This window comes from Acinetobacter sp. ANC 4654, assembly GCF_002135425.1.
GTDB lineage: Bacteria > Pseudomonadota > Gammaproteobacteria > Pseudomonadales > Moraxellaceae > Acinetobacter > Acinetobacter kyonggiensis.
Map to the genome: position 1 here is coordinate 517,619 of NZ_NEGL01000001.1, position 22,252 is coordinate 539,870.

Below are 22,252 nucleotides of genomic sequence, written 5' to 3' on the forward strand. Positions count from 1 at the left end.
ATTAAACTTATTTTAGATATTACAAAGATATTTAGAATACTTGACTGGCGACATGGATGTCGCTCGTTCGTCAGTGGTTACAGGGACGTACCATCTGATGAATAAAGGGTTTTTGTTACTTTTGACCCATCAAAAGTAAGGCATCGCCTACACAAAATCTTTTTAACCCTTAACAACAATATGAGGCACTATAAATATCAACCTTCATTTATTTTAGTGCTTTGCTTTACGACGCTTCGCTACCACATCTTGCAAACTTTCCTGCAACATCTCAAAATATGCAGGATCTTCTGCTTTCGCTGCTTCACGCAATAAAATAGAGGTTGGGTGCAATAACTTTTGCGTTAAGCGATGAGAAAATTCCTGTAGAACCTGCTCAGCATTGTCACCATTAGCAATTCGTGTCATCGCTAAAGCCAATTCTTCTTGTCTTAATACTTCACCCTGCTCACGGTAAGCATGAATTGTACCGCCCGCTTTTTTAACTTTTTGTTGGGTCAGTAATTCTGTTGCCAACTGATTGACCATAACTTCGGCTTCAACAGCCGCTTGGCGACGTTGTGCAAGATTGTCATCAATCACACTTTGTAAATCGTCAACGCCATATAAATATACGCCATCTAAAGATTTAACTTTAGGTTCAATATCACGCGGTACGGCCAAGTCCACCAAAAGCATTTGTTGATAACGACGTTTTTTTAAGGCGATTTTAACATCAGCATAAGAGATCACTTGGTGCAAACTTCCAGTACAACTAGAAATCACATCTGCACGGTATAAGTTTTCTGCCAACGCTGAAAAATCAATAATTTCCACATCAACTCGATGAGCGATTTCTTGCGCCAAAGTTTCAGCACGTGCAGCTGTACGATTGCAAATTAAAACTTTACCCACGCCCATTTCGGCCAAATGCTTCGCCACCAAGCTATTCATTTCACCCGCAGCAACCACCATGACCGTCAACTTTTCAGGCTTACTAAACACCTGTAAAGCGAGCTGAGCAACCGCATAACCCATAGAAACCGCATGACTACCCACAGCCGTTTCCGAACGCACTCGCTTGGCTGCATAAAAAGCATATTCAAAAATTCGGTTTAAACGAGGAGAAACAGTATGCGCATCTTTAGCCAAAGAAAGAGCAGACTTCACTTGCCCTAAAATTTGCGGTTCACCCAACATTAAGGAATCAAGCCCACTGGCAACACGCATCAAATGTGTTACAGCTTGCGCATTTTCATAGCGATATACATGATTAAACAATTGTTTAACATCTATGCCATTTGCTTGGGCGAGCCAATTCATTACCATATCCGCATTATCAGACATGGCATAAACTTCAGTTCGATTACATGTAGAAACCACAACCATGTCATTTAAGTCACGGTTTTGGCTTTGCTCTGCAAGTAATTGCGTTAACTTTTCAGGGTTAAATGCAACTTGCTCACGCAGCTCTACAGAAGCGGTTTGATGGTTGACACCCAATGCAAAGAAAGACATATCAGATCATCATTTCGCTAAATTTATGCTATTGTGCAATATTGGTGTCATAAAAAGCATTACTTGGATCAAGAAAAATTGCGTCAAACAAATAGCCGAATAAACGGCGCGACAATTAAGCAATATTCTACCACATTCTTACTTGTGGGTAGCATGGCTTCTAGTGCTCATATTAGAGCATCTGGAGAAATTTATCATGCCAATTCAAATTATAATGCCATAAAACAAAGCATGATTGCCGAATTTGCACTGACCTACCATGACATACCAACAGCATTACACAACTATACTGTGCTTGCAATTAAAAGCAATTCTACCACGGTGAAACAGCGGGCTTTAAATGTCGCATTAGAACAAAATGACCTCAGAGCTGCACTGGATATTGCCACCCATTGGGTGGTTCAAGAACCCACAGATGTCCCCGCTTTATTTTATCTTTCACATATTGCCCTCAAAGCACATGAGTATGAACTGGCATCTGAAACACTGGATAAAATTTTAAATATTGACCCCGATGCAGACTTAGAAAAGATTTTGGTCGGTATTGCGCCTGAAGAACCCGAAGATCGAGAGTTTTTACTTGATGCTTTACGCAAAAGCAAAGAGAGAGACAACCCTTCAGTCTTGGTGCTGATTGCAGGTTTAGAAGCTCAACATGGACAGCTAGAACAAGCACTCGTTACGGTAAATCGCGCACTCAAAAAACGCCCTAAAGTGACGGGTTTTATTTTAATGAAAGCCAACTTACTCAGTGCTTTAGGCAATGACGAAGAAACGCTGAAATGGTATAACAAAGCCAGCCAAAAACATAAATCTAATTTAGAAGTTCGCTTAGCTGAAGTTAAATATCTGATTAAAATCAATCAATCTAAACAAGCACTGGATAAACTCGAAAATATTTTACAAAAATGGCCGCATGAAGACGAAGCATTGTTTATTGCAGGCTTAACCAGTATTGATTTAGAAGAGTATGAGAAAGCTGAAAAGTTCTTGGTTGAGCTACGCTATTCCGCACAATATCAAAATGAAGCCTATTACTATTTGGCAGTCAATGCTGAAAGAAAGCAGCATTTTGAAACAGCAAAGGCCTATTATCGTTTGGTGGATGGCAGCTTATATACCGTTTCACGCCGCAATATGATTAACATTTTTTCCGAGCAAGATAAACTCAGCGATGCTTTACGTTTTTTGACCCAAGAACGGGTCAATTACCCACAACAAGCCAGTTTTCTTTATCAAGCGCAAGCCGACATTTTAAAAAGAATGGGCAACAAAAAAGCAGCCATGCGTTTATTAGATGAAGCGATAAAAAACGTGCCTGATGATCCCGAACTGATCTATTCGGAAGTTCTATTACTTGACCCTTATCAAGACAAAGATAAACTTGATAAATTATTGAAAAAACTATTAGAAATCGAACCCAATAGTCCAACCTATCTGAATGCTTACGCCTATACACTGGCTTTACAAAACAGACGTTTAGATGAAGCACGGCAGTATGTTGAACATGCATTGGAATTTGCACCAGACCAAGCTTCAATTTTAGATACACTTGGCTATATTACATTTTTACAAAATGACTTTAAAACATCCGCTCTGGTTTTGGAAAAAGCCTATGAAATTAGCCAAAATATCAACATTGGTGTGCGCTATGCAAAATCGTTATACATGCAAGGCGATCTAACAAAATTTAATCATGTGTTACAACAATTACAAAAAAAACATCCCAATGATCCTCAATTAGAGCAATTGAAGTCGCTATTGTTAGCGCCACACATGAAAAAGAGTTAATACACTTTATGCATATTTTTTCAAAATTCAGCTTAACCTTAATTGCAACAAGCACACTCATTCTGACGGGTTGTCAACAATATACCCAACCTCAAGGGCCAAACGTATCTCAAACGCCAGAAGCTGCAAACAACTTCAACCTTCAGGGTAAAATCGGGGTGAAAACACCAGGGCAATCTGGCAGTGCATTTTTCACTTGGGTACAGCAACAAGATGAGTTTGATATCGAATTAAGCGGAATTTTAGGTGTCGGCAAAACGCAAATATCGGGCAAACCCGGCGAAGTTAGCTTAAATAGCGCCAAAACAGGGCTCATTGAAGCCGAAACAGCAGAAGAACTGCTTGAACGCGCCACGGGTTGGCAAGCACCAATCACCCATTTAGTCGATTGGGTTCAAGCTAAACCTGCAACAACACAAGTTAAAATTAACAAAGATGACCTGAATCGTCCAACCCAATTTCTGGAAGACGGCTGGACAGTTGATTTAAGTTATAACGACCAAGCCCAATTGCCAAATAAACTAATTTTGAAGCAAGCACTTGAGTCGGGTCAAGAAAACCGTATTACAATGATTATTCAAAATCGCTAAGTCTTAAAAGTTCAAAACGCTATGATTCGTGTCCCCTCTCCTGCCAAGCTCAATCTTTTTTTGCATATCACAGGTCGTCGTGATGATGGTTATCATGAGTTGCAAACTATTTTTCAACTAATAGACTTAAATGACTGGCTAGAATTCACTCAAAAAGATGACTTGAAAATTTCAATTGATGGCTTAAATAGCGTCGACCTAGAACAAAACTTAATCTACCAAGCCACACAAATCTTAAAGCCCTATGCTCAAAAAACAACAGGGCTGTCTATTCGCGTAGAAAAAAACATTCCTATGGGCGCAGGACTCGGAGGGGGATCTTCAAATGCAGCAACAACGCTTATTGTGGTCAATCAACTGTGGAAATGCGGTTTAAGTATTGAACAATTGGCTGAGTTGGGTGTCAAACTCGGTGCGGATGTCCCTATTTTTGTTTATGGACGCAATGCATGGGCTGAAGGCATTGGTGAACACTTAACATTCATAGACTTGGAACAAAAAAAATACATCGTGTTAAAACCTGATTGTTTTATCAGCACTCAATTGCTTTTTTCGCAAAAAACATTGACAAGAAACACGAAGACCTCTACATTTTGCGCCTATCAGTTAACACCATTTAATTTTGGAAATAACTTTGAGCCTTTAGCGAGAAGCCTATACCCAGAAGTAAATGAAGCGATGCAGTATTTAGACCAGTTCGGTATTGCAAAACTTACAGGTACAGGTGCTTGTGTTTTTACTGAAGTAACTAGCGACATGAATATTGATGAGATTTTAGCACATTCGCCTTGTAAAGCTTACTTGGTTAATGGTTTAAATGAATCACCAGTACGTCATTTCAAAGTTATATGATAGGGGCGTCGCCAAGTGGTAAGGCACCGGGTTTTGATCTCGGCATCCGTTGGTTCGAATCCAGCCGCCCCTGCCATCATTTTCATCTGTAGATTACTGTATTAGGGGCGTCGCCAAGTGGTAAGGCACCGGGTTTTGATCTCGGCATCCGTTGGTTCGAATCCAGCCGCCCCTGCCATTTAAACTTATTGTTTAAATCAATTTACAGTGGTCAAATTTAGGGGCGTCGCCAAGTGGTAAGGCACCGGGTTTTGATCTCGGCATCCGTTGGTTCGAATCCAGCCGCCCCTGCCATCTATTTTCAAAAAAGACAGAATAAAATTTACTGGTTCATTTGTTAATTTATCTTGACATTAAACAGTAAAAACATTAAAGTTCTGCCGCATTAGGGGCGTCGCCAAGTGGTAAGGCACCGGGTTTTGATCTCGGCATCCGTTGGTTCGAATCCAGCCGCCCCTGCCATCTATTTTCAAACATTCCAACCGCCAAGGGTGCTTCATGCCCAATCTTGTCGTTTTTAGTGGAACTGCACATCCACAATTCGCCCAAAAAGTCGTAAGCCATTTGCACATTCCGTTAGGAGCTGCTGCTGTCGGTAAATTTTCTGATGGTGAAATCACTGTCGAAATTACCGAGAATGTTCGTGGTAAAGACGTATTCCTTGTACAGCCTACTTGTGCACCAACGAATGACAACCTTATGGAAGTCCTCGTTATGGCTGATGCTTTACGTCGTGCAAGTGCAGGTCGTATAACTGCTGTCATCCCTTACTTTGGCTATGCTCGTCAAGATCGTCGTCCTCGTTCAAGCCGTGTTCCAATCACTGCAAAAGTTGTGGCAGACATGCTGACAACTGTAGGGATTGACCGTGTTGTAATGATCGACCTTCATGCTGACCAAATCCAAGGTTTCTTCGATATTCCTGTAGACAATATCTACGGTACTCCTGCTTTACTTGCTGATCTTCGTCAACAGCAACACCATAATCTTATGGTTGTTTCTCCTGACGTTGGTGGTGTAGTACGTGCACGTGCTGTAGCTAAACAAATGGGTGATATCGATCTTGCAATCATTGATAAACGTCGCCAAAAAGCAAATGAATCACAAGTGATGCATTTGATTGGTGATGTAAAAGATCGTGACTGCGTAATCGTGGATGACATGGTTGATACTGCTGGTACATTGTGTAAAGCTGCTGATGCACTGAAACAATTTGGTGCTCGCCGTGTTGTTGCTTATGCAACTCACCCTGTACTTTCTGGTAAAGCCCTTGAGAATTTGAAAAATTCTGTACTCGACGAACTCGTGGTGACAGATACGATTCCTCTTTCTCAAGAAGCATTAGAACTTGGTAAGATTCGCCAAGTTTCAGTAGCCGGCATGGTTGCTGAGACAATTCGTCGTATTAACAACGAAGAATCTATTAGCGCGATGTTCGATAGTTATTTATAATAGCGCAAATTTTTTGAAGCTCTGCCCTTAAAAAGCAGGGCTTTCTATCACTGGACTGGTCGAAGGTTCAGTCAATTTAAACTCAATGAGGAAATGTCATCATGGCAAACTTCGTATTAAATGCAGTAGCTCGTGACGAATCAGTACAAGGGAAAGGTTCGAGCCGCCGCCTTCGTCTTCAAGCTAAAGTTCCAGCAATCATCTACGGTGGCGAAGCTGCTCCTGTAACTGTTACTTTAGAACTTCGTCAACTTGTTAAAGCACTTGAAAACAATGCTTTCTTCGAAGAAGTTATTGAAATCAATATGGGCGATAAAGTTGAAAGCGTTAAAATCCAAGCTTTACAACGTCACCCAGCTAAAAACACGCCTATGCATGCTGACTTTAAACGCGCATAAGTGTTGATGGTGTAAATTAGTGTCAAAACTTTCACTGATTGTAGGTTTGGGTAATCCGGGAACGGAATATGCCCAAACCCGCCATAATGCAGGCTTCTGGTTTGTCCAACGTCTTGCAGAACAATATGGTATTCAACTCAAAGCTGATCCCAAATATAAAGGGATAAGCGGTCGTGGTAATATTGAAGGTCAAGACGTTCGTCTGTTATTACCCACAACCTTTATGAACCTTTCGGGTCAAAGTGTTGTACCCTTCGCCAAATTCTATCAAATTGCTCCCGAAGCAATACTCATTGCGCACGATGAACTTGATATGAACCCCGGTGTCATTCGCCTAAAAACAGGTGGTGGTCACGGTGGACATAACGGTTTAAAAGATATCGTACCGCATATTGGTTCAAATTTTCATCGCTTACGTATTGGCATAGGACATCCTGGTTCTAAAGAACGTGTCTCTGGTCATGTACTCAGCAAAGCACCAAGCAGCGAACAAAATTTAATGGATGATGCCATTGCTCACGCTTTATCTCGCATTCAATTGCTTGTAAACGGTGACACACAGCAAGCCATGAATCAAATCAATGCTTACAAACCGAACTGATCAATCCACACATTGTTGAACAATCCTTCTTGCCATGATGCTTGTTTCAGAGCAAAATGCGTTTTCTGCGGATTACTTACCCAGTAAAAAGTGATTGATTTAACCATAAGATAAAATCTTAGCTCGACTAAGGAGACGCCAGCCATGCTATCTCGTTTATTAAAATGCAAAATTCACCGTGCTCAAGTTACTCATGCAGAGCTTCACTATGAAGGTTCATGTGCAATTGATGGCGTACTCATGGATTTAGCAGGTATTCGTGAATATGAAGAAATCCACGTATGGAACGTCACGAATGGTAAACGCTTCGCCACTTATGCGATTCGTGGTGAAGATCATTCAGGTATTATCTCTGTCAATGGTGGCGCTGCACATCAAGCTGACGTCGGTGATTTAGTGATTATTGCAACCTTTGGTGATTTCACTGTAGCTGAAGCCAATGCACATAAACCACGTCTGGTATATGCAAACCCGAATAATACGGTAAATCACACTGCGAACTGCATTCCAGTTCAAGTGGCTTAATACCTTTCTTCAAGATACAAAATACCAAAAGCCCGCACATGCGGGCTTTTTTATGCCTATTCGTTCACCTATAAAATGCTTTGCTGTCCCATTCATGTGAACCTAGAGTACTGATCATTCTAAATAAAAATATGATTATTCATGCAAAACAGGTCTATAATCATTCCACATCGCTTCAGGGCGGGGCGAAATTCCCCACCGGTGGTAAGTTAAACTTAACAAAAATGATAAGATTTAATCAGCCCACGAGCCTGTCAATTTTTATTAAAAGATTGACTCGCAGATTTGGTGAGAAACCAAAGCCGACGGTATAGTCCGGATGAAAGAAGACGACGTAACGGATATTTATATTTGATATATCGCTGCGACCCCATTTCTACATCAGTCCTGAAATGTTCAACCGTATTTTTATTTTACGAGAGCGTTTCAATGTCTAGTTTAATTCAACCCGAAGTTTTCTTTTCAGCCCTTCCTCCTGCTGAACAACGTATTCAAAAAGCTTTAGAAGATATCCGCCAAGGCAAACCAGTTTTGGTGATGGATGACTTTGAGCGTGAAAATGAAGCCGACTTAATTGTTGCGGCAGAAACACTGAACGTTGAAACCATGGCACGTATGATTCGTGATGGTTCTGGCATTGTCTGCTTATGCCTAACAGATGAGCTAGCCAATCATTTACAACTCCCACCGATGGTGGCTGACAACTCAAGTCAGTTTAAAACAGCATTTACCGTGACAATTGAGGCAGCCGAGGGTGTGACCACGGGTGTTTCAGCCAAAGATCGAACCACCACGATAAAAACCGCCATTAAAGATGGCGCTGTTGCAAGCGATCTTAACCGTCCCGGACACGTTTTCCCTTTACGTGCACGTGAGGGTGGTGTTTTAGCTCGTCGTGGCCATACTGAAGGTACAATTGATTTAGCACGTTTAGCAGGCTTAAAACCAGCAGGTGTATTATGTGAATTGACCAATCCAGATGGCACAATGGCGTCAGGCATTCAAGTTTTGGCTTATGCTCAAACCCACCATTTAACCGTAATTACCATTGAAGAACTTGTGCAGTATCGTTTAGCGCATCAGCTCTAAAACGTAATATACTGATTATAGAAAAAGCCTCAGTTCAATACTGAGGCTTTTTCATTTTAAATTTGATTTAAGAACTATTTATAATCAATATAATCAAGTAACTGCATCCAATTATTGCATTCAAAAACATTCCCATAAAGAACAATACATTCAGTCTTGTTCCAACATATGCAATAAACTAGTACGAATACCATCTGCACGTAAAAAAGCAAAATCATAACTTGCTGTAGCCAAAGCCAAGACGCGGCGTTCAAATTCCTGCCAAAGTGGTTTCACCTGTTTATCCTGAATTCCTAAACCACTTTCTTCGGCTAAATTTTTATTCTTCTCACAAATTTTAAGGGCATGATAAAGCTTACGTCCGTTTGATGCATCATCACGTAAACGCACGCGTTTCGATAACACAAAGCCTTCTACATGGTGCAAATCAGCATGCGGTAACATCGGCACTAAAATTTGATCCAACTGAGCATCCAATCGTTTCCACACAGCTGTGTGCTGTTCAGGGCTATAAGTATTCCATTGAATAACTTCATGATTAAAACGACGACATCCACGACATACCGAATCACCAAACACCGTAGAACAACGCCCTGCACATGGGGTCAAAGAAGCAATTCGACGATCAGTACTCAAAGCACACTCCTACATCTTTAATACTTAAATAAAATCAATCATCTAGAATCATTTAAAATGATAATTTTAATCAACACCAACTTACGAGCAACTTCTTTCAGTTAAAAACCATATTTTAGTTATGGTTTTCTCGCTTATTCACACAATTCACGTTAAAATACGCGCCTTGAATTTTGTCCTATCATAATACATTTGGAGTCTTCCATGAACGCTACTGTAGAACAGCTTGCACCTGTAGAACAGCAAGCGACCACAAGTTGGGTTGTTGCCGCACTATATCAATTTAAAGAAGTTCAAGATCCTGCCGATCTTCAACAACGTCTTTTAGACTTAGTCAACAGCATTAACTTGTGTGGAACTCTAATTGTGGCGGGCGAAGGGATTAACGGTACTGTCGCTGGAGATCGTGAATCGATTAATCAAATTCAAGCCTTTCTTCTTCATGAAGGGTTTAAGGCTATGGAATACAAAGAATCTCATAGCGATGAAAAACCTTTCCGTAAAATGAAAATCAAACTCAAAAGTGAAATTGTCACTTTAGGTGTCGAGGTTAAACCGCGCGACTTGGTTGGTCATTATTTAGACCCGAAAGAATGGAATGAACTTATTGCACGTGATGATGTGATCCTTATTGATACACGCAATGATTATGAATATAAAGCGGGTACATTCAAAGGTGCTGTTGACCCTAAAACAGAAACATTCCGTGAATTTCCTGAATACGTAAAACAAAATCTTGAACAACATAAAGACAAAAAAATTGCCATGTTCTGTACGGGCGGTATCCGCTGTGAAAAATCAACTTCCCTTCTTCTTCAAGAAGGTTTTAATGAGGTTTATCACCTGAAAGGTGGCATTTTAAAATACCTAGAAGAAACCCCTGCTGAGGAAAGTATGTGGGAAGGCGAATGCTTTGTATTTGATGGTCGTACTGCCGTAACTCATGGTGTAGAAGAAGGTCAAAATATTAAATGTCATGCCTGTGGTTGGCCTTTACTTCCAACAGAAGTTGAACTTCCAAATTATGAACACGGTGTATCATGCAAATATTGCATCGAAAAAACCACAGAAAAGCAAAAAGAAGGTTTCCGTATGCGTCAGTCACAAATTGCAGCAGCAAAACGTAAACGCCTGTAATTCTGAATTTTAAGATCACCCATATCAAACCCTTAGCGTCTGCTGAGGATTTGATATTTACAAAAAAATAAACAATAAACTCAAAATATACATTAATCAGTGTGGTTCCATTTGCGCTGGCACATAGTTTAAGAAAAGTCTACATACACACATTGATCCATAGCCAAGAATAATCTGACTTGATGACTTGACCGTACTTTACCCTGCAACGAATAGTCTTTAGGATAGTTCAGATATCATTGTTATTTTATACACTCATGAATCTGACTGAATGGATTATTTCTATTATGGAACAATTGGGCTACTTCGGTATTGCCCTACTGATGTTCCTTGATAACATTTTCCCCCCTATCCCCTCTGAAGTGATCATGCCTTCCGCAGGCTATTCCGCATCTCAAGGGCAACTTCTCCTTGTTGGCGTGATTATCGCAGGTTGTATTGGCTCATTGACTGCGGCTGCAATTTTATATTGGATTGGGTATAAATTTAATCATGACAAAATTTTTCGATGGGTCGATCGCTATGGAAAATACTTATTTATCAAATCCAGTGATGTACAGAAAGCATTAACATGGTTTGAACAGTATGGGCACCGTATTGTCTTTTTTGGACGCATGATTCCTGCTGTGCGCTCACTGATTAGTATTCCTGCGGGCATGAGCCATATGCCCTTTTGGAAATTCATGTTCTATAGTGCGCTTGGTACAATCATCTGGACGACATTCTTAGCCTGTGTCGGATTTTATTTTGGTGAAAACCAAGCATTGATGCACAATATCTTTAGCCAAGTTGGCTATATCATTATCAGCATTGTGGTGCTCATCATTGTCGGGGTTCTATACCATCGACATAAATATAAAATAAAGTAGGGTCTGTTTTTAGTTCAATTTAATTGGGGGAAAATTTAATTGATGAAACATTATTTGATTTACTTTGCTGCTGTTTACAGCATCGCATTATTACTCTTAGGCATCATGTTCAGCTTACTCAATTTAACGGGTTCAACCAGTGTGCCTACACTGATTGCAGCTGGATTTATTACAGCGGGACATTTTGTTAAACGGGAACAACGCACACCCAATTCTGATGAGAAAATTCAATTGGTTTGGGGTTGCACCATCGTTTCACTGTTCATTTCCAGCATACTGGTGTTCTTATATAGCTTGGTCAACCCTACTACGGGAAATATATTAAAAACCGTTGAAAATACAGGTTTAATTCTGATCGCAATTGTCATGCTGCTGCTCATTTTAATTCATGCTGCAATCTTTTTTGTCAGTTTTGGTTGGTATGCCAAGATCTGTGCACGAAAACTAAAACCATAAAGAAAACAACCACAAATCTAATGCTAAAAAAAACACCTCTCTTGAGGTGTTTTTTTGATTTCAATGAATTAAGTTGGTGTGTGATACATGAGCCGCGATTGTAGCGGCGCAAGATGTAACATCACGCTGGCGTGTGGTACATTAAATAAATTTCATTTAAGTTCTCTGGAATTTCTTCTGCAATTTCGTCCATAAGCTGACCATTGCGACGGAAAGATTCCATTTGCGGATCTTCATCGTCTACACCACTAAATACCATCATTGGTAAAGTTAAATCCACCAACTGTTCTTCATGTTCAGGTGTAAACCAAGCATCTTCATTTAAGAACATTGCATCGACGAAGCCAACACTCCAATCGCCTAAACTTGACTCAACATCAGCTTCTTCAATTTCAAAAGGAAACTCAATTCCTTCCTCATTGGCTAAGTTTTGACGAATTGCTTCTAACCATGCTTTTATTTGTACAATAATTTCAGCTGGCACTTTCTTTTGATTGTTATCGAAAAGTTCATCGAGCCATTGATCAAAAGTTGGTCCAACCGCAGTTGCACATAAAAAACCATGAGTTGCCGCAAAATCTAGACCATGTTCATTTTGGTCACCATCTAGATATTCGCTCAATAAGTCTAAATCTAAAGCACTCATTTAAAATCCAAGTTCAGTAAAATAACTATAGATAGCATAGCATTTTAGTGCGCTATGCTGAATCACAATTTAGTCTTCATCGTCATCAAAGCCGTCATCATCATCAAGATCATAATCAAAATCTTTCAGTTCACGTTCTAAACGACGTTGTGCGAGAAGGTCATCAATTAGACGACGTTTTTCTAACGACTCTTTAGCACTAATTTTGCTTGATGCCTCATCAAAACTAACATCATCATCATTGTAGCTATCATCTAATTCGAAATCTGTAGAAGACACTAAAACCACCTCATGGTGAAAAAAGTAAATGGGTCTAGGCGCTATTTATCTTTGTTAGCAAATCTTGTCAAGTTTTTTTTACTTTTTTGTTATAACAAACTCAATTTACACTTGTTTTTTGACCCTGAAATTGTGTATTTATGGCTATGTAAAATTTTAATTAGAATGCCGATAAAAATTAAGATATTTTTGAATGCATTCCATGCAAGAGACTTGAAAAAAAAATTTCCAACCCAATATTGAAAATAATTGTTAAATCAAAATGCTATTTCCCAATAGCATTTGAGCAAGCAATTCAAAACAATTTTAAGCGAATTGTGCTATCATGCACGGTTTTTCACTGCCACAGATTCAACGAAGAGTAAGCAAAGATGAGCGATATGACTTCCCCTACTTCGCAAGTAGCGGCTCTGATTAGCCGAGGCAAAGAGCAAGGTTACTTAACTTACGCTGAGGTTAACGATCATCTCCCAGACTCGATCACGGAAAGCGAACAAATTGAAGACATTATTCAAATGCTTCAAGATGTCGGCATTCCAGTGCATGAACGTGCGCCTGAATCTGATGACACCATGTTCGACGGTAACAATGCCGAAGCAACCGATGAAGTCGCTGAAGAAGAAGCGGCAGCTGTTCTTGCTTCAGTTGAAAGCGAACCTGGTCGTACCACCGATCCAGTACGTATGTACATGCGTGAAATGGGAACGGTTGAACTATTAACGCGTGAAGGCGAAATTAGCATTGCGAAACGCATTGAAGAAGGTATTCGTGACGTTCTTCATTCGATTGCGTATTGGCCAAATGCAGTTGAAGTTGTATTAAAAGAATATAGCGATGTTGCTGAAGGTGAACGTCGTCTTGCTGATATTTTATCTGGTTATTTAGACCCAGAATCTGACGAAGAAATTCCAGAAGTTTTAGAAGAAGAAGCTGAAATTGTTGAAGATGATGAAGCGACGACTAAAACCACTAAAGACGTAAAATTGGACGATGACGAAGAAGAAGAATCTGAAAGTGATGATGATTCTGAAGGTGAGTCTGGTCCAGATCCAGAAATTGCACGTGTTCGTTTCACTGAACTTGAAAATGCGTGGAAAGCAACCAAAGCCGCGATTGAAAAGCATGGTCGTAACAGCAAACAAGCAGATGAAGCGCTTGAAGCACTTGCGACTGTGTTTATGATGTTCAAATTTACCCCACGTTTATTTGAAATCATTTCAGAAATGATTCGTGGTACGCATGAACACATTCGTACAGCTGAACGTGAAGTAATGCGTTATGCAGTTCGTCGTGGTCGTATGGATCGTACTCAATTCCGTACATCATTCCCAGGTCAAGAATCAAATCCAGCTTGGTTAGATGAACAAATTGCTAAAGCACCTGCTGATCAAAAAGGTTATTTAGAAAAAGTACGTCCAGATGTTGTTGCATTCCAGCAAAAAATTGCCGACATCGAAAAAGAATTGGGCTTAGATGTTAAAGACATTAAAGACATTTCTAAACGTATGGCTGTTGGTGAAGCGAAAGCACGTCGCGCGAAAAAAGAAATGGTTGAAGCAAACTTACGTTTGGTGATTTCGATTGCGAAAAAATATACCAACCGTGGTTTGCAATTCCTTGACTTGATTCAAGAAGGTAACATCGGTTTGATGAAAGCCGTAGACAAGTTTGAATACCGTCGTGGTTATAAATTCTCGACCTATGCAACTTGGTGGATTCGTCAGGCGATCACACGTTCTATTGCTGACCAAGCACGTACCATCCGTATTCCAGTACACATGATTGAAACCATTAACAAGATCAACCGTGTATCTCGTCAACTTCTTCAAGAAATGGGTCGTGAGCCAACACCTGAAGAATTAGGCGAACGTCTGGAAATGGACGAAGTTAAAGTACGTAAAGTGCTTAAAATTGCCAAAGAACCAATTTCGATGGAAACACCGATTGGTGATGACGAAGATTCGCATCTTGGTGACTTCATTGAAGATGGTAATATTACCTCTCCAATTGATGCCGCCACTTCAGAAGGCTTAAAAGAAGCAACACGTGAAGTGCTGGAAAACTTGACCGAACGTGAAGCGAAAGTCTTAAAAATGCGTTTTGGTATTGATATGCCAACCGACCATACTTTGGAAGAAGTGGGTAAACAATTTGATGTAACACGTGAACGTATTCGTCAGATTGAAGCCAAAGCTTTACGTAAATTACGTCACCCTTCTCGTTCTGAACACTTACGTTCATTCTTAGAAAATGACTAATTTTTGATGATAGCGATGGAGACTTGAAATCTAAATATCAGTCTCCATTTAGTATCTAAGAGAAATACAACGCCTGCATTCACGCAGGCGTTTGATATAATGAGGACTGGCTCTCATGACAATGTTAGACCGTACACCTTCACGTGAACTGCAAGAAGATCTATGGGTTTTCCCTATGGATTATCCAATCAAATTGATTGGTGAAGCGCACGAAGATTTACATTGTGCTGTTGTTGAAATTTTAGTAAAACATTTTCCTGATTTTGATAGTACAACCATTAAAGTACAACCATCGCGTACAGGTAAGTATCACTCTTTAACGGCACAACTTGTGTTCATAGAACTTGAACAAGTTCATGCACTATATGCTGATTTAGCTGCCTGCACATTGATTAAAACAGCACTTTAATCAATATAAAAAACACGCCTCGAAGCGTGTTTTTTTATGTATGCAGAAAAATATTGCATCCATACCAATAAAAATAGCAAATCATCTGGCTATCACCTCCTATCTCCCCCCAATTTCATTATAATCATTTCTAATATTTAAACTTTTATGGACGCACTTCACGTGACTGATGCTGTTCTAAAACCTAATTTAATTATCCGTCAATTTAATCAACTTACCCCTTATCTCGACCGTTTTCAGGACATGAAAAAGTTAACTGAAACCCGTGATGAAAATACCCCAGATGAACTGTGGATTTTGCAGCATCATGATGTTCTCACCCAAGGACAAGCTGGAAAGCCTGAACATATTCTGATGTCGAGTACCATTCCTGTGGTACAAACGGATCGTGGTGGGCAAGTCACTTGGCATGGGCCGGGTCAGTTGGTTGCCTACTTCATGTTTGATTTGAATCGCTTAGGATGGAATGTTCGCACGTTGGTTTCCTATGCTGAAAATTTAATGATCGACTTGCTGAAAAAATACCACATTGAAGCCTATGCCAAACCAGATGCACCGGGTGTCTATGTCAATGAACGTAAAATTGGCTCATTGGGTTTTAAAATTCGCAAAGGACGTAGCTATCATGGTCTTGCACTCAATATTGATTGTGATCTGTTTGGATTTCACACCATTAATCCGTGTGGCTATGCAGGATTAGAAATGGTTCGCGTCATGGACTTGGTTGAAAACCATCCTCATTTTAATGATTTATGTGCGGATGTGATTGAAACTTTAGATCACAGCGGTTACTTTAATAAAGTCCAAGTCATGCAACAATAACTTTGCTTTTGCGATAAAAATAAATTAGAGTATTTACTCTAAACTAATAAAATATTTTTTAGATAAGGGATGCGCGAGTGATTTCAACTAAATCCGTAAAGCCCGCTTTACAACTAACCTATGTCAAACTCATGATGGATGTCATTGGCAGAGGTTTAGTCATGGCGAGCCAAGTCGATGAAGAAGTAAAACAGGAAGTTGCCAAATTCCCTGTTGGTTTTGTTCTTTCGATGAAAGTATTTCCCAATGGCCCCGCTTTTATTGCAAAAGTCACGGAAGACCATCAATTAAAATTACTACAATCCGTAGCAACCAAGCCTGATTTAACCATTACATTTAAGCATTTAAGTCATGCTTTTCTAGTATTTTCTTTCCAAGAAAGTACTGCTCAAGCCTTTGCCCATGACCGCATGATTGCAGATGGCGATTTAGCATATGCCATTCGTCTGGTGCGTTGTTTAAATAAAATGGAATCACTTATTTTACCTAAACTCTTAGCCGAGCTTGCTGTAAAACAATATCCAAGTGAATTAAGCCTAAAAGAAAAATTAACAGGAGCTGCAAATATTTATTTGAAAGTGGCTCAATCCTATTTTAAACGGAGTGTATAACATGGCTAAGCCTTATTACGAATTTTTCTGTCCAGTAAAAGTCATCGCAGGTCATGCCGCGTTAGAACATATTCCTTTTGAACTTGCGACCTTAGGTGCAAAACGCCCACTGATTATTACCGACAAAGGCGTACGTAGTAATCATCTACTTGCTCCAATTGAAGCCGCTTTTGAATCTACAGATGCAGTGATTGGTTATATTTTTGATGATGTTCCACCCGATTCAAGCGTAGAAACCGTGCGTAGTGCAGCAAAAGCCTATCGTGAAAATAATTGTGATGCGATTATTGCCGTCGGTGGCGGTTCAGTGATTGACACCTCAAAAGCGACCAATATTTTGGTGACTGAAGGCGGCGACGACTTACTGAAATTTTCAGGTGCGCACAATCTTCCAAAAGCACTGAAACCATTTTTTGTGATTCCAACCACATCAGGCACTGGTTCTGAAGTGACCATGGTTGCTGTGGTTTCCGATCTGGAAAAAAATGTCAAAATGGCATTTGCATCTTATTATTTGATGCCACATGCAGCGATTCTTGACCCGCGTATGACGCAAACTTTGCCACCCCATTTAACCGCTATGACCGCTATGGATGCACTAACGCATGCGGTTGAAGCCTATACTTGCATGGCTGCAAATCCAATCAGTGATGCTTATGCCACCGCTGCAATCAAAAAAGTAAGCAACAATTTATTTAAGGTACTGGACCATCCAACAGATGAGTTTGGTCGCCTTGAATTGGCGCAAGCTTCAACCATGGCAGGTATTGCATTCTCTAATTCGATGGTTGGTTTAGTACATTCATTAGGACATGCTTTAGGTGCTGTAGCACACCTGCCCCACGGCTTATGCATGAATTTATTCCTACCGTATGTACTTGAATATAACAAAGAAGTAAATGGTGACAAAATTGCAGATCTACTACTTCCTTTAGCTGGGGCAGATATTTTTGCACAAACACCTGCACATTTACGTGCCGATAAAGCGATTGCAACCATTTTAACCATGCGCGATCGTTTATATACCCTCACCAAATTACCACGTACTTTACGTGAAACGGGTAAAGTCTCTGAAGCACAATTAGATGAAGTCGCAGAAAAGGCTTTAAATGATGGATCTATTATCTACAACCCTAAAGAAGCGACCTTCAGTGACTTAAAAGCACTGTTAGAAAAAGCTTGGTAAATATTGAAAAATAAGCGCATATAGTGGAAAAATCAGCCTGATGTTTTTTAAGCATCAGGCTTTTCCTTTGTGAAAATCAACGACCATTTTTTATTAAATGGCACATTTCATGCTATAAAAAGTTTATAAAGTGATTGGCAAAAGGTATCCAATTGGAGTAGATTGGCGCACTTTTGTTTTATTCGTATAGGGGGGATCGTTCGTCTCAAACGATCCTTATAAACATGACTGATCCTTGATCAACGATTAAGAGGATAACGCCGTTGACAAATATCTCTGGGACTCCATCGGTAGCTAAACTACAAAAAACGCTGGGACTCTGGCACATCATTATTATTGGTTTAGCTTATATACAGCCCATGACGTTATTTGACACTTTCGGTTTAGTCGCGGAAGAAAGTCATTTTCACGTACCGACATCCTACATATTTGCACTCGTTGCAATTTTATTAACATCGCTAAGTTATGGTCATATGATTCGTCGCTACCCGTCTTCGGGTTCGGCCTATACCTATGCCCAAAAGTCGATTCACCCCAATGTTGGTTTCATGGTCGGTTGGTCATCTTGGTTAGATTATTTACTCTCACCAATGGTCAACATCATTCTTGCTGTGATTTATCTTGAAGCATTGTTCCCAGATGTAAACCACTGGGTATGGGTCATTGTACTGACTGCATTTATGACAGGTGTAAACCTAAAAGGTGCGCGCTTCGTTGCCAACTTTAACAGTTTAATCGTAGTGATTCAGCTGGTTGTGATCGCTGTCTTTACCTATTTGGTTTATACCAAACTACAAGCAGGTTTTAATGCAGATGGTCCTATTTCTGCTGAGCAACGTTATCAGCTTTGGAGCCTTGAGCCATTTTGGAATGAGTTAACGTCAGTCGGTGCATTGGTTACTGGTGCAACCTTACTGTGTTTCTCTTTCACTGGTTTTGACTCTCTCAGTTCACTTGCCGAAGAAACTAAAGACACTGAAAAGACCTTGCCTAAAGCGATTTTCTTAACTGCTTTAATTGCAGGTGTGATTTTCATTGTCAGCACCTACTTCATGCAAATTTACTTCCCGAACGATCCAAAAACATACTTTGAAGACGTTGCCGCGACACAGCCTGATATTTTAATGCTGGTTGGTGGTTCACTATTCCAATCTTATGTGCTGGCTTTTGCAATCGTGACAGTTATGGCATCGGGTATTTCAGCGCATGCTGGTGTATCACGCCTGATGTTTGCCATGGGCCGTGATGGCGTGATTAATAAGAAAATCTTTGGTCATATCAGCCCTAAAAGCCTCACCCCGTCATACAATATTTTAATTGTAGGCGTTGTTGCTTTAACCGCTGGTTTTATGAATCTGGATACTGTGATTTCTTTAATCAGTTTTGGTGCTTTAACTGCATTTACCTTTGTCAATTTGTCGGTCATTTCACGTTATGCATTACGTGATGGGCGTACCAAAAATACGAAAGACATTTTAAATTTTGTGGTTGTTCCATTGCTTGGCTTTATCAGTGTATTTGCACTTTGGCTAGAAATTGAAGAAACCTCATTAAAATATGGTTTATGGTGGGCAATGTTCGGTATTTTATACTTAGGTTATAAAACCAAAGGGTTTAAACAACCTGCACCACAGCATAACGAATTTGATGATTCACACTAACCTGCTGATTCATTCAATAAAAAAGACGCTTTATGCGTCTTTTTTATATACTTAATATTTTATATAGCCAATGATTATTCACATTTCCGAAAATTTAAACATAAAAAAACTGCCCGTAAGCTAATACTGATCAGTTAGGGAGTTTTACAATTAACTCCTTAGCTTTTAGTTATTCACGACGGAGTCTTATCATTTTAAGTCAAATATTTGGAGTTCTTTTGTTACGCCAAAATGAGAAGCAGCGCTTCGTAAGAAAAGCATCTTGCGAATAGTTTTAAATAATTTATTTAAAACTATTCGCACCACAAAACTCGCCAACTACCGAAATTAACAAAAAAATTGCAAAAACAATATGTTACCCATATAGTCATACCTTGCGCTGCAAAATAAAGCCGTGCTTTATTTATTGCTCAAGTTGCGGATGACGTTTCCGCGTATCGAATAACATCATGAATTTAAAATAAAAAAGCCAGTCAATTTCTTAACTGACTGACATTAACTCGCAAGCAACTTTTTAACCATCTTTTTTTAAACCAAAGCTTCAAAACCTTGTTGACGCCATGCCTCATAAAGAATAATCGCAGTCGCATTCGATAAATTCAAACTGCGCGAATTTGCTGCCATAGGCAAACAAATCCAATGTTTTTCTGGGAACATCATGCGTACACTTTCAGGAAGACCACGCGTTTCAGGCCCCATTAACAATGCTACTGGACGGTTTAAATTTGAAGTATGTGGCGTTTCAGAACCTTTGGTGGTTAAAGGATAAATCGCATCATTTTCAATACCATGTTCTTTTAAATACGCGACACATTCAGCAAAGTTTTCCCATACTTTCATATGCGCCCATTCATGATAATCCAAGCCTGCACGTCTGAGCTTTTTATCATCCAGTTCAAAACCTAATGGCTTCACCAAGTGCAATTGTGCACCTGTATTGGCACATAAACGAATGATATTTCCTGTATTTGCAGGAATTTCAGGCTCATATAAAACAACATGAATCACAAGATTTCTCTACTCTTTCAATGCAACAGGGCTTGTTTAGCCCTGCCACTGTAATTGTTCACGTAAACTGACGACCTCACCAATAATGGTGAGGGTTGGTGCTTGAATTTGATATTCTGATACTTTCGATGCAATATCAGCCAAAGTTCCCACCACAACTTTTTGCTCTGGTGTCGTACCTTTAGAAATAAGGGCAACGGGCATATTCGGACGCTGACCATGTGCAATTAATTGCGCACATATTTTTTCTAAACCCACCAAGCCCATATACAACACCAAGGTTTGGTTTTCATAAACCAGTTCCTTCCACGGTAACTCGGGTGAACCTTCTTTTAAATGCCCTGTTAAAAATCGAACACTTTGAGCATAATCACGGTGTGTTAAAGGAATACCAGCATAAGCTGAACAGCCCGATGCTGCGGTAATCCCGGGGACGACTTGAAAAGCCACACCCGCAGCAAACAGCTCTTGAATTTCCTCACCACCACGACCAAAAATAAATGGATCTCCGCCTTTTAGACGACAAACCCGCTTACCTTTTGCGGCATATTCGACCAATAAAGCGTTAATCCCTTCTTGAGGAACGCTATGATTGGAACGTGCTTTTCCGACATAAATTTTATCTGCATCACGACGGCATAATTCTAAAATCGCAGGAGAGACCAAACGATCATAAATAATCACATCCGCTTGCTGCATTAGGCGTAAGGCTTTTAAGGTCAATAATTCAGGATCGCCCGGCCCTGCACCCACTAAATAGACCTCACCTTTAGGTGTTTTCCACTCGAGCAATGCCTGCTCAATTAATCGATTTGCTTCCGCAATATTGTCATTAAACACCTGTTCTTTGAGTGGGCTGGCATACAAGTCCTCCCAAAAAATACGACGCTCATCTGGATTGATAATTTTCGCTTTAACGCTAGCACGCCATTGTCCAGAAAAATCAGCCAGTTTCCCCATTCCATGTGGAATCGTTGCTTCAAGCTGGGTTCGAATTTGGCGCGATAATACCGGAGATGTACCATTGGTCGCAATTGAAACCACCAAAGGTGAACGGTCAATAATTGCAGGAACCATAAAACGACAATGTGGAGGATCATCCACACTATTGACCAATATTTTTTCTGCTTCACAGGCTTCAAAAACTTGAATATTGACCGCTTTATCATTGGTTGCTGCAATCACCAAACGATAATTGCGCAGTTGAATATCTAAGCTAAAAGGTGCTTGAACATATTGCCCTTGGCTTGATTCAACAAGCTCAAGTAAATTACTTTCAATTTCAGGTGCAATCACATGAATAACTGCACCCGCTTTTGCCAAAAGGACGGCCTTACGATAGGCAATATGCCCGCCACCGACAATCAGACAAGGTTGCTGTTGCAACTTTAAAGAGATTGGAAAGATATCCACGGACTACCTCAATATTTTAGATCTGATTGTCTTAAGCAATTTTCATGCACAAAACTGTGCCATTCA

General features: G+C 40.0%; 23 protein-coding genes, 4 tRNA genes and 1 riboswitch. Of the genes, 21 read left to right on the forward strand and 6 right to left on the reverse strand.

The features are described from left to right. Positions 1-213 precede the first annotated feature (213 nt). Positions 214-1,497 (reverse strand): glutamyl-tRNA reductase, encoded by a 1,284-nt coding sequence (gene hemA / locus B9T24_RS02425; RefSeq protein WP_086164328.1) that lies wholly within the window; start codon positions 1,495-1,497, stop codon positions 214-216. 78 nt (positions 1,498-1,575) lie between these two features. Between hemA and B9T24_RS02430 the strand changes: the two genes are divergently transcribed. The 12 genes from B9T24_RS02430 (at position 1,576) to ribB (ending at position 8,795) form a co-directional block, all read left to right on the forward strand. Continuing rightward, the gene (locus B9T24_RS02430; protein WP_086164577.1) at positions 1,576-3,288 is read left to right on the forward strand and encodes a hypothetical protein; all 1,713 of its coding nucleotides are present in this window, start codon (positions 1,576-1,578) and stop codon (positions 3,286-3,288) included. An 8-nt stretch (positions 3,289-3,296) separates the two neighbouring features. Beyond that, the gene (lolB, locus tag B9T24_RS02435; RefSeq protein ID WP_086164329.1) at positions 3,297-3,878 is read left to right on the forward strand and encodes a lipoprotein insertase outer membrane protein LolB; all 582 of its coding nucleotides are present in this window, start codon (positions 3,297-3,299) and stop codon (positions 3,876-3,878) included. A 21-nt stretch (positions 3,879-3,899) separates the two neighbouring features. Then, a complete protein-coding gene (gene ispE, locus B9T24_RS02440) occupies positions 3,900-4,730 on the forward strand; it encodes a 4-(cytidine 5'-diphospho)-2-C-methyl-D-erythritol kinase (RefSeq protein ID WP_086164330.1) in 831 nt (276 codons plus the stop codon). Between the two features lies 1 nt (position 4,731). Then, positions 4,732-4,806: transfer RNA gene (locus B9T24_RS02445), tRNA-Gln, on the forward strand. Between the two features lie 27 nt (positions 4,807-4,833). Beyond that, positions 4,834-4,908, forward strand: a tRNA-Gln gene (locus tag B9T24_RS02450). 41 nt (positions 4,909-4,949) lie between these two features. Continuing rightward, a tRNA-Gln gene (locus tag B9T24_RS02455) sits at positions 4,950-5,024 on the forward strand. 93 nt (positions 5,025-5,117) lie between these two features. After that, positions 5,118-5,192, forward strand: a tRNA-Gln gene (locus tag B9T24_RS02460). A 36-nt stretch (positions 5,193-5,228) separates the two neighbouring features. Continuing rightward, positions 5,229-6,182: a ribose-phosphate pyrophosphokinase gene (locus B9T24_RS02465; protein ID WP_004651241.1), complete on the forward strand. Its 954-nt coding sequence runs from the start codon at positions 5,229-5,231 to the stop codon at positions 6,180-6,182. A gap of 101 nt (positions 6,183-6,283) precedes the next feature. Further along, a complete protein-coding gene (gene rplY, locus B9T24_RS02470) occupies positions 6,284-6,580 on the forward strand; it encodes a 50S ribosomal protein L25 (protein ID WP_086164331.1) in 297 nt (98 codons plus the stop codon). 19 nt (positions 6,581-6,599) lie between these two features. Then, positions 6,600-7,181: an aminoacyl-tRNA hydrolase gene (gene pth, locus B9T24_RS02475; RefSeq protein WP_086164332.1), complete on the forward strand. Its 582-nt coding sequence runs from the start codon at positions 6,600-6,602 to the stop codon at positions 7,179-7,181. A gap of 144 nt (positions 7,182-7,325) precedes the next feature. Further along, positions 7,326-7,706 carry an aspartate 1-decarboxylase gene (gene panD / locus B9T24_RS02480; protein ID WP_086164333.1) on the forward strand — a complete coding sequence of 127 codons (381 nt, stop codon included), beginning with the start codon at positions 7,326-7,328 and terminating at the stop codon, positions 7,704-7,706. 168 nt (positions 7,707-7,874) lie between these two features. Then, a riboswitch (FMN riboswitch) is annotated at positions 7,875-8,041 on the forward strand. Positions 8,042-8,135: 94 nt separating this feature from the next. Then, positions 8,136-8,795, forward strand: a complete 660-nt coding sequence (ribB, locus tag B9T24_RS02485) for a 3,4-dihydroxy-2-butanone-4-phosphate synthase (RefSeq protein ID WP_086164334.1) — start codon at positions 8,136-8,138, stop codon at positions 8,793-8,795. Positions 8,796-8,945: 150 nt separating this feature from the next. Here the strand turns inward: ribB and B9T24_RS02490 are convergent, their stop codons facing one another. After that, positions 8,946-9,431, reverse strand: coding sequence for a DUF1289 domain-containing protein (locus B9T24_RS02490; RefSeq protein WP_086164335.1), 486 nt, complete (start codon positions 9,429-9,431; stop codon positions 8,946-8,948). A gap of 204 nt (positions 9,432-9,635) precedes the next feature. On the opposite strand from B9T24_RS02490, the gene B9T24_RS02495 reads away from it, so the two are divergent. The 3 genes from B9T24_RS02495 (at position 9,636) to B9T24_RS02510 (ending at position 11,893) form a co-directional block, all read left to right on the forward strand. Next, a complete protein-coding gene (locus tag B9T24_RS02495) occupies positions 9,636-10,568 on the forward strand; it encodes a rhodanese-related sulfurtransferase (RefSeq protein ID WP_086164336.1) in 933 nt (310 codons plus the stop codon). A gap of 257 nt (positions 10,569-10,825) precedes the next feature. Beyond that, a complete protein-coding gene (locus B9T24_RS02505) occupies positions 10,826-11,437 on the forward strand; it encodes a DedA family protein (RefSeq protein ID WP_086164337.1) in 612 nt (203 codons plus the stop codon). Between the two features lie 42 nt (positions 11,438-11,479). Then, complete coding sequence (locus B9T24_RS02510; protein WP_086164338.1) at positions 11,480-11,893, forward strand: ABZJ_00895 family protein; 414 nt, start codon at positions 11,480-11,482, stop codon at positions 11,891-11,893. Positions 11,894-12,014: 121 nt separating this feature from the next. Here B9T24_RS02510 and B9T24_RS02515 read toward each other — a convergent pair whose 3' ends face one another. Beyond that, positions 12,015-12,539, reverse strand: a complete 525-nt coding sequence (locus tag B9T24_RS02515) for a YecA family protein (RefSeq protein WP_086164339.1) — start codon at positions 12,537-12,539, stop codon at positions 12,015-12,017. Between the two features lie 69 nt (positions 12,540-12,608). Then, positions 12,609-12,818, reverse strand: coding sequence for a PA3496 family putative envelope integrity protein (locus B9T24_RS02520; protein WP_004651227.1), 210 nt, complete (start codon positions 12,816-12,818; stop codon positions 12,609-12,611). 371 nt (positions 12,819-13,189) lie between these two features. Here B9T24_RS02520 and rpoD point away from each other — a divergent pair, with 371 nt between their 5' ends. The 6 genes from rpoD to B9T24_RS02550 all read left to right on the forward strand — a co-directional run bounded on the left by rpoD (position 13,190) and on the right by B9T24_RS02550 (position 19,765). After that, positions 13,190-15,076 carry an RNA polymerase sigma factor RpoD gene (rpoD, locus tag B9T24_RS02525; protein WP_086164340.1) on the forward strand — a complete coding sequence of 629 codons (1,887 nt, stop codon included), beginning with the start codon at positions 13,190-13,192 and terminating at the stop codon, positions 15,074-15,076. A 121-nt stretch (positions 15,077-15,197) separates the two neighbouring features. Continuing rightward, entirely contained in the window at positions 15,198-15,485 is a 288-nt protein-coding gene (locus B9T24_RS02530; RefSeq protein ID WP_086164341.1) for a YbeD family protein, read from the forward strand. Between the two features lie 147 nt (positions 15,486-15,632). Further along, positions 15,633-16,307 (forward strand): lipoyl(octanoyl) transferase LipB, encoded by a 675-nt coding sequence (gene lipB, locus B9T24_RS02535; protein ID WP_416224343.1) that lies wholly within the window; start codon positions 15,633-15,635, stop codon positions 16,305-16,307. Positions 16,308-16,384: 77 nt separating this feature from the next. Further along, complete coding sequence (locus tag B9T24_RS02540; RefSeq protein ID WP_086164343.1) at positions 16,385-16,918, forward strand: hypothetical protein; 534 nt, start codon at positions 16,385-16,387, stop codon at positions 16,916-16,918. A 1-nt stretch (position 16,919) separates the two neighbouring features. Continuing rightward, positions 16,920-18,104 (forward strand): iron-containing alcohol dehydrogenase, encoded by a 1,185-nt coding sequence (locus B9T24_RS02545; protein WP_086164344.1) that lies wholly within the window; start codon positions 16,920-16,922, stop codon positions 18,102-18,104. 263 nt (positions 18,105-18,367) lie between these two features. Beyond that, complete coding sequence (locus B9T24_RS02550; protein ID WP_086164345.1) at positions 18,368-19,765, forward strand: APC family permease; 1,398 nt, start codon at positions 18,368-18,370, stop codon at positions 19,763-19,765. 528 nt (positions 19,766-20,293) lie between these two features. Here the strand turns inward: B9T24_RS02550 and B9T24_RS02555 are convergent. Together B9T24_RS02555 and cysG are read right to left on the reverse strand one after the other, a co-directional pair. Next, positions 20,294-20,773 (reverse strand): tRNA (cytidine(34)-2'-O)-methyltransferase, encoded by a 480-nt coding sequence (locus B9T24_RS02555; protein ID WP_086164346.1) that lies wholly within the window; start codon positions 20,771-20,773, stop codon positions 20,294-20,296. Between the two features lie 36 nt (positions 20,774-20,809). Then, positions 20,810-22,186, reverse strand: a complete 1,377-nt coding sequence (cysG, locus tag B9T24_RS02560) for a siroheme synthase CysG (RefSeq protein WP_086164347.1) — start codon at positions 22,184-22,186, stop codon at positions 20,810-20,812. Positions 22,187-22,252 lie beyond the last annotated feature (66 nt).

Coding starts and splice junctions, on each gene's coding strand:
- hemA (WP_086164328.1), bottom strand. CDS start 1,497: ATGTCTTTCTTTGCATTGGGTGTCAACCATCAAACCGCTTCTGTAGAG.
- lolB (WP_086164329.1), top strand. CDS start 3,297: ATGCATATTTTTTCAAAATTCAGCTTAACCTTAATTGCAACAAGCACA.
- ispE (WP_086164330.1), top strand. CDS start 3,900: ATGATTCGTGTCCCCTCTCCTGCCAAGCTCAATCTTTTTTTGCATATC.
- B9T24_RS02465 (WP_004651241.1), top strand. CDS start 5,229: ATGCCCAATCTTGTCGTTTTTAGTGGAACTGCACATCCACAATTCGCC.
- rplY (WP_086164331.1), top strand. CDS start 6,284: ATGGCAAACTTCGTATTAAATGCAGTAGCTCGTGACGAATCAGTACAA.
- panD (WP_086164333.1), top strand. CDS start 7,326: ATGCTATCTCGTTTATTAAAATGCAAAATTCACCGTGCTCAAGTTACT.
- ribB (WP_086164334.1), top strand. CDS start 8,136: ATGTCTAGTTTAATTCAACCCGAAGTTTTCTTTTCAGCCCTTCCTCCT.
- B9T24_RS02495 (WP_086164336.1), top strand. CDS start 9,636: ATGAACGCTACTGTAGAACAGCTTGCACCTGTAGAACAGCAAGCGACC.
- B9T24_RS02505 (WP_086164337.1), top strand. CDS start 10,826: ATGAATCTGACTGAATGGATTATTTCTATTATGGAACAATTGGGCTAC.
- B9T24_RS02510 (WP_086164338.1), top strand. CDS start 11,480: ATGAAACATTATTTGATTTACTTTGCTGCTGTTTACAGCATCGCATTA.
- B9T24_RS02515 (WP_086164339.1), bottom strand. CDS start 12,539: ATGAGTGCTTTAGATTTAGACTTATTGAGCGAATATCTAGATGGTGAC.
- rpoD (WP_086164340.1), top strand. CDS start 13,190: ATGAGCGATATGACTTCCCCTACTTCGCAAGTAGCGGCTCTGATTAGC.
- B9T24_RS02530 (WP_086164341.1), top strand. CDS start 15,198: ATGTTAGACCGTACACCTTCACGTGAACTGCAAGAAGATCTATGGGTT.
- lipB (WP_416224343.1), top strand. CDS start 15,633: ATGGACGCACTTCACGTGACTGATGCTGTTCTAAAACCTAATTTAATT.
- B9T24_RS02545 (WP_086164344.1), top strand. CDS start 16,920: ATGGCTAAGCCTTATTACGAATTTTTCTGTCCAGTAAAAGTCATCGCA.